Source organism: Bacillus sp. V3B, assembly GCF_024494465.1.
Taxonomy (GTDB): Bacteria; Bacillota; Bacilli; order Bacillales; family Cytobacillaceae; genus Bacillus_BD.
Genome location: NZ_JAETXM010000053.1, coordinates 1 through 5,754 on the forward strand (window position 1 = coordinate 1; position 5,754 = coordinate 5,754).

The 5,754-nt window shown below is 39.7% G+C and carries 5 protein-coding genes and 1 pseudogene; 1 reads left to right on the forward strand and 5 read right to left on the reverse strand.

The annotated features are described in order from the left end of the window. Positions 1-137 precede the first annotated feature (137 nt). The gene (locus tag JMM81_RS22325) at positions 138-407 is read left to right on the forward strand and encodes a hypothetical protein (RefSeq protein ID WP_256243755.1); all 270 of its coding nucleotides are present in this window, start codon (positions 138-140) and stop codon (positions 405-407) included. 115 nt (positions 408-522) lie between these two features. Here the strand turns inward: JMM81_RS22325 and JMM81_RS22330 are convergent, their stop codons facing one another. The 5 genes and pseudogenes from JMM81_RS22330 to JMM81_RS22350 all read right to left on the reverse strand — a co-directional run bounded on the left by JMM81_RS22330 (position 523) and on the right by JMM81_RS22350 (position 5,409). Further along, a complete protein-coding gene (locus JMM81_RS22330) occupies positions 523-849 on the reverse strand; it encodes a ketopantoate reductase family protein (protein WP_256243756.1) in 327 nt (108 codons plus the stop codon). After that, entirely contained in the window at positions 794-1,249 is a 456-nt protein-coding gene (locus tag JMM81_RS22335) for a ketopantoate reductase family protein (RefSeq protein ID WP_256243757.1), read from the reverse strand. Before JMM81_RS22335 ends, JMM81_RS22330 begins: the two co-directional genes overlap by 56 nt. A gap of 113 nt (positions 1,250-1,362) precedes the next feature. Beyond that, positions 1,363-2,487, reverse strand: a pseudogene (locus tag JMM81_RS22340) (sulfite reductase subunit alpha); the annotation flags it as partial. Between the two features lie 95 nt (positions 2,488-2,582). After that, on the reverse strand, positions 2,583-3,830 hold the full coding sequence (locus JMM81_RS22345) for an NAD(P)-dependent malic enzyme (protein ID WP_256243759.1): 1,248 nt from the start codon (positions 3,828-3,830) through the stop codon (positions 2,583-2,585). Positions 3,831-4,056: 226 nt separating this feature from the next. After that, a complete protein-coding gene (locus JMM81_RS22350; RefSeq protein ID WP_256243760.1) occupies positions 4,057-5,409 on the reverse strand; it encodes an MFS transporter in 1,353 nt (450 codons plus the stop codon). Positions 5,410-5,754 lie beyond the last annotated feature (345 nt).

A 5,754-nucleotide genomic window follows, 5' to 3' on the forward strand; every position in this document is an offset into this window, starting at 1 on the left:
GAGACTTCTAACCGTTGGTACAACGGGGTTAGCCTAATCAATAACTGGTGGATACACTGGTGTTCTTAGGAATCTCCCACTTCAAACAGACCGTAAGGTCGTTAAGTGGTGAGTAGTTCAATATTCTAGTGGTCACAGTGATTACTATTACTGGTTATATATTTTCATTTTGGTTAGGGAAACTGTTGAAATATGATCATGAAACACTTGTTACTTTTACGTTTATCGGTGGAATGAGAAATATTAGCGCAGGTTCAGTTATCGCCATTTCTTATTTTCCTCCTGCTGTTATCGTCCCCGTCGTTACAGGCATGATCTTTCAGCAAACCATTGCATCCTATTATGCTTTATTTCTTGACCGGCATAATCCTCAAAATATCAAAGAAAAAAGCAGTATCAGCGTATAACCAAAGATATTTCAGTATTTAAAACCCCATTTCTCATTGATATCCATGAGAAATGGGGTTTTAATGATTCAACAATTGTGCTCCGATTGTGGAAGATCCTCCCTATTATTATAAGTCAATTTGGTTTTCCGTTTTCATACGGTTTCAGTACGCCATACAGCGTTTCAATGACAGGAACAGTCACAGGGTGTTTAGCAGCCAAACGCAGTGCTCCCCCATGTAAATGTTCGACTTCTAAAGAAAGTCCTTTTCTCATATCCTGATGCATGGAAGATGTCGCTTCTTCTGGGAAACCTTTTAATCTGTTTGCCATCATTTCTACTTCTTGCTCTGTTAACGCAATTCCCTCTTTCTCAGCAAGCATACTCATTTCAAAGACTACATTTCTAGCAACAACAAACGAAGCCTCTGTTCTTGCGATAAAACGAGCGGGCAGCTGCATTGCTGAAGTAATTCCAGAAAAGGCCGTAATAAATATATACTTTTTCCTTTCCAAGGGCTTGTTGTAGTGTTTCCAAATGCTCCACCCCATTTAACAGAGGGAGTACAAACGCTCCTGTCTGCCCCACAATCGTTTGAACTTGCAGTATGGCTTGGTCAAGATGATAGCCTTTTACAGCGAGTATCACCAAATCTATGTTTTTGACTTTTTCAGGTGATGTAAAAACTGTTACATCTTTTCTTTCAAAATTTCCTTCGGGGCTATTTATTTTCAATCCTTCTTTTGTTAATTGAGCAGCCCGTTTTTCTCTCACAAAAAACGAAACATTTAGACCTGCTTCTAACATCCTCCCGCCAAAATAAGCTCCCAAAGCTCCTGCACCTTGTACCAAAATATTCATAATAGGACAGCCTCCCTTATCTCTTTTCTACTTAAGGAAAAGCATCTGCTTTTCTTTAAGCAGATGCCCCTCTTTTTGAAAATAATTCGCCAGTGCACTAGCACCTATTCATTTTAATACACATCACGTTGGTAACGACCTTGCTTTTTTAGATTATCTAGATACGCTTCAGCCTCTTCACGGCTCATAGTACCTTCTTTTTCAATGACTTCAATAAGGGCGTTGTGAACATCTTTTGCCATTCTTTGTTTGTCTCCACATACAAAGAAGTATGCTCCATTTTCGAGCCATTGGAACAATTCTTGGCTGTTTTCAAGCATTTTATGCTGTACATATACTTTTCGCTCTGTATCACGGAAGAACGCATTCTCTAACCTTGTCAGTACTCCATCCCTTTGAAAGTGCTCTAACTCGTCTTGATAAAGGAAATCTGATGCTGAATACTGATCTCCAAAAAACAGCCATGATCTGCCGCTTTCTTTCGTGACGGCACGCTCCTCGATAAAGGAACGGAATGGCGCAATCCCTGTCCCTGGACCCACCATAATAATATCACTATCTCCCGATTCTGGCAGATGGAAGTGTTTATTTGGTTGAATAAAGATTGGGAGTGTATCTCCTTCTTGAAGGCGTTCCGCTACTAAAACCGAACAAACGCCTTTACGGTCGCGTCCGTGAGTATTGTAGCGCACAGCGCCGATGGTTAAATGTACTTCATCCGGATTGGCAGCAAGGCTACTTGAAATAGAATACAAACGTGCTGTCATTTTTCTTAATAAGGACACAATATCTTGAGCTGTCGCTTTCCATGGACCAAAGTCACGTAATAGATCAAGTAAGTCTCTACCGTTGCAATATTCTTTCAGTTCGTCTGCCTGTTCAACGAGTATATGTAACCTGTCATTTCCTGAGAATTCTACTGCCTGCTGTACGATCTTTTTAGTTAATAACGTAATTTCAAAATGAGTTGTTAATGCTTCCTTTAATGGTAGTGTATCACCCTGCTTATTAATCGTAACCTCTATTTCTTGATCCCATTTCATTTCCTCAATAAGAGAAGCCACTAGTTCTGGATCATTACTAGGGAGCATACCAAGAGCATCACCAGGGATATAGGAAAGACCAGAATCTTTTAATGATAACTCGATATGCCTCGTTTCTTTACTAGATCCGACTCCATTTAAGTTTATATTTTTTAACACTTTTGCTTGAAATGGATTTGTCCTTGAAAAAAGTGATTAGCCCCTTTTTGCCTTGTTTTGTATTTTTCGGGTTTACTATAGTCATTTGCATCATCTTCACCTCATTCATTTATTGTTAGTTAGAACTAGATTTATACGAAAGCCGGCTGTTTTTCTTCTGCTAACGCTAATAAACGCTCTTTCACGTTTTCTGGGTTCATCAGTTTTCGTGCCACACCCGTTTTCATGGCAGCATTCGCAACGCCTTCCGCTACATGTGCTGCCACTCTACGGTCAAAAGGATCTGGAATCACGTAATTAGTATGAAGATCTTCTTCGGCAATTAATCCGGCAATCGCATGAACGGCTGCCAGTTTCATTTCTTCATTGATTTCTTTTGCTTGAACGTCCAAAGCACCACGGAAAATACCAGGGAAAGCTAGTACGTTATTGACTTGATTGGGAAAATCAGAGCGACCTGTCCCAATCACAAGTGCTCCTGCTTCTTTGGCTTCCGCCGGCATAATTTCAGGTACTGGGTTCGCCATGGCAAAAATGATTGAACGAGGATTCATGGAACGAACCATTTCTTTCGTGACAACACCTGCGGCTGACACTCCCACAAACACATCTGCTCCTACAAGAGCATCTGCCAATGACCCTTGTTTTTGTTCTTTATTGGTCATACGGGCCATTTCTACTTTAAAAGAATTCATGCCGGACGGGCGTCCTTCATAAATGATTCCGGTTGTATCACATAAAATAACGCCTTTTACACCCATACTTAGCAACAACTTGACAATCGCCACGCCAGCAGATCCAGCACCGTTTACGACAACATGAATCTCTTCTATCTTTTTGTTTGCTAGTTTTAAAGCATTAAGCAGCCCAGCCGCTGTGACAATCGCTGTACCATGTTGATCATCATGAAAAATGGGGATATTACAGATTTTACGCAGGCGGTCTTCGATTTCAAAGCATGCTGGTGCTGCAATATCTTCTAAGTTTACTCCACCAAAATTTGGTTCTAATAATTTAACAGTCTCTACAATCTTGTTTGAATCTGTTGTGTCTAAGCACAGTGGAAATGCATCCACATCAGCAAATGATTTAAATAATAATGCTTTCCCCTCCATGACTGGTATCGCTGCTTTCGGTCCGATATTCCCAAGACCAAGTACAGCCGTTCCATTTGAAACAACAGCAACAAGATTCCCCTTCAGCGTATAATCATACACTTTGCTTTCATCTTGATAAATGTCCTTGCATGGTTCGGCGACACCTGGGGAATAGGCGCGACTTAAATCCTCTGCGTTGCGTAATGGAACCTTTGATTGAATACGAAGCTTTCCTTGATTTTTCTTGTGCATTTTTAATGTATCATCACGTAAAGTGGACATCCAATCTATCTCCTTTTATTTAACTTAATTTAACATTATTCCAAAAGAATGCACCATCCTCAAACATATGCAGGGTCTAGCCCAATAGTAGGGAAGGGATAAATTTTGGTCGTGCTATAACAGTTCTGCTTTTCCCCTACTCTCATCAGGTACTTAAAAGCTTCAGGTAGTACCTTTAGCATAAAAGGAAGAAACAAAACTGGAAGCCCAGCAAACCCAATTATACTTAGCTCATTTTAGTATGTTGCTCTAACTTTGTATGGTCTTCATTAGACTCTTTACTAACATGTTTCTCAGGCACTAATGCTAAGGCAATCGCCGCAATCAAACCAGGAATTGCAAATGCAATGAAATTCAAATGTATTGGTAAAGCAATGGATAAAAGGAAGCCACCCAAAATAGGTCCAAGCATACCACCAATTCGACCGATACCAGACGCCGTACCTAAGGCTGTAGATCTGATATAGGCAGGATAGTACTGCGATACATAGGCTTGTACGATATTTTGCGAACCGATTGTAGCAGCACCTGCAATCGCTATCAATAAATAAATCACAAACATATTCCCGCCAAATCCAAGCAGCGTTAAGGCAATTGCACCTGAAGCATACATCGGAACGAGCATCTTTTTAGAGCCGTATTTATCACAAAGTCGACCAATGATAAGAGTCCCTATAATGGCACCGCCTTGAAGGGCAATCAGGAAACCTAAACTTGAATTCAAGGCATATCCTGCTTCAATCATCAACTTAGGAAGCCACGTATTCAAACCGTATATCATTAGTAAGCAACTGAAAAAGGCAATCCAAAACATGACCGTACTTAAAGCTCGATTATCCTTAAATAAGCCGACAAGAGGAACCTTAGTCACCGTTGCTTGTAATTCCACAATCTCATCCGTTTTATTAAAAGTTGATCCAGGATTTACCTTAGAAAGCGTAGCGAATAATTCTTCTCTTTTACCTGTTCTGATTAAGTGACTAGCCGTTTCTGGTAACCTCTTATACATCAACGGCAGAGCCAATAACGGTAGTCCCGCAACCCAAAAGATGGATTCCCAGCCAAATGTCGGCATCAAAAAGATTCCTAATAAAGGCGCAAGTATTCCACCGACCGAATAGCCGCATAATACGATGGATACGATTATACTTTTCATCGATTTAGGTGCATAATCCGTCAACAAAGCAATGACGTTTGGCATAATGCCTCCAAGCCCTAATCCTGCTAAAAAGCGAAAAGTAGAGAAAAGAGTTGGCGTTTCAGCAAAGCCACATAAGAATGTAAATAAACTAAAAAATATTAATGTAATGGCAATGACGTTCTTTCTTCCAATACGGTCAGCCAGTGTCCCAAAAAAAATGGCACCGAACATCATACCGAATAGTCCATAACTTCCCATTGCCCCTGCTTCAACTGAAGTGAGATTCCATTCCTCAATCAAAACAGGTACAACCGTGCCATAGACGACCAAGTCATAACCATCAAACGCAATGATAAAGAAACTCCATACTAGTAAACTTAAATGAAACTTATTAAACTTGCTATTAGCAATGATTTCAGCGGGATTCACTTTAACCATATAAAATCAACTCCTCATTCTACCTATTTTAAAAGTGTTTACTCAAAAGTATGGAGTAATTTCTGTCGGCTAGTTGACTGCTTATACCTTAAAAGTAAAAAGTATACCCTTACAATATTTTTAATTATATTCAACATTTTTATGTTGTTAATGGCTTGAAAAAAGAAGTTGTATAGAACACAACTTCTTTTTTAATTATAAATCTAAGCTTTTACAGCTATTTTATTGTATCCGTGGAAACGATCAACGAATTGGAAATCTTTAGCTGTACGATTTTTCATAATCGTATTTCGGAGAAGAATTCCCTCTGGTGTTGTATGATGAATGATCTCGCCCCACATTCTT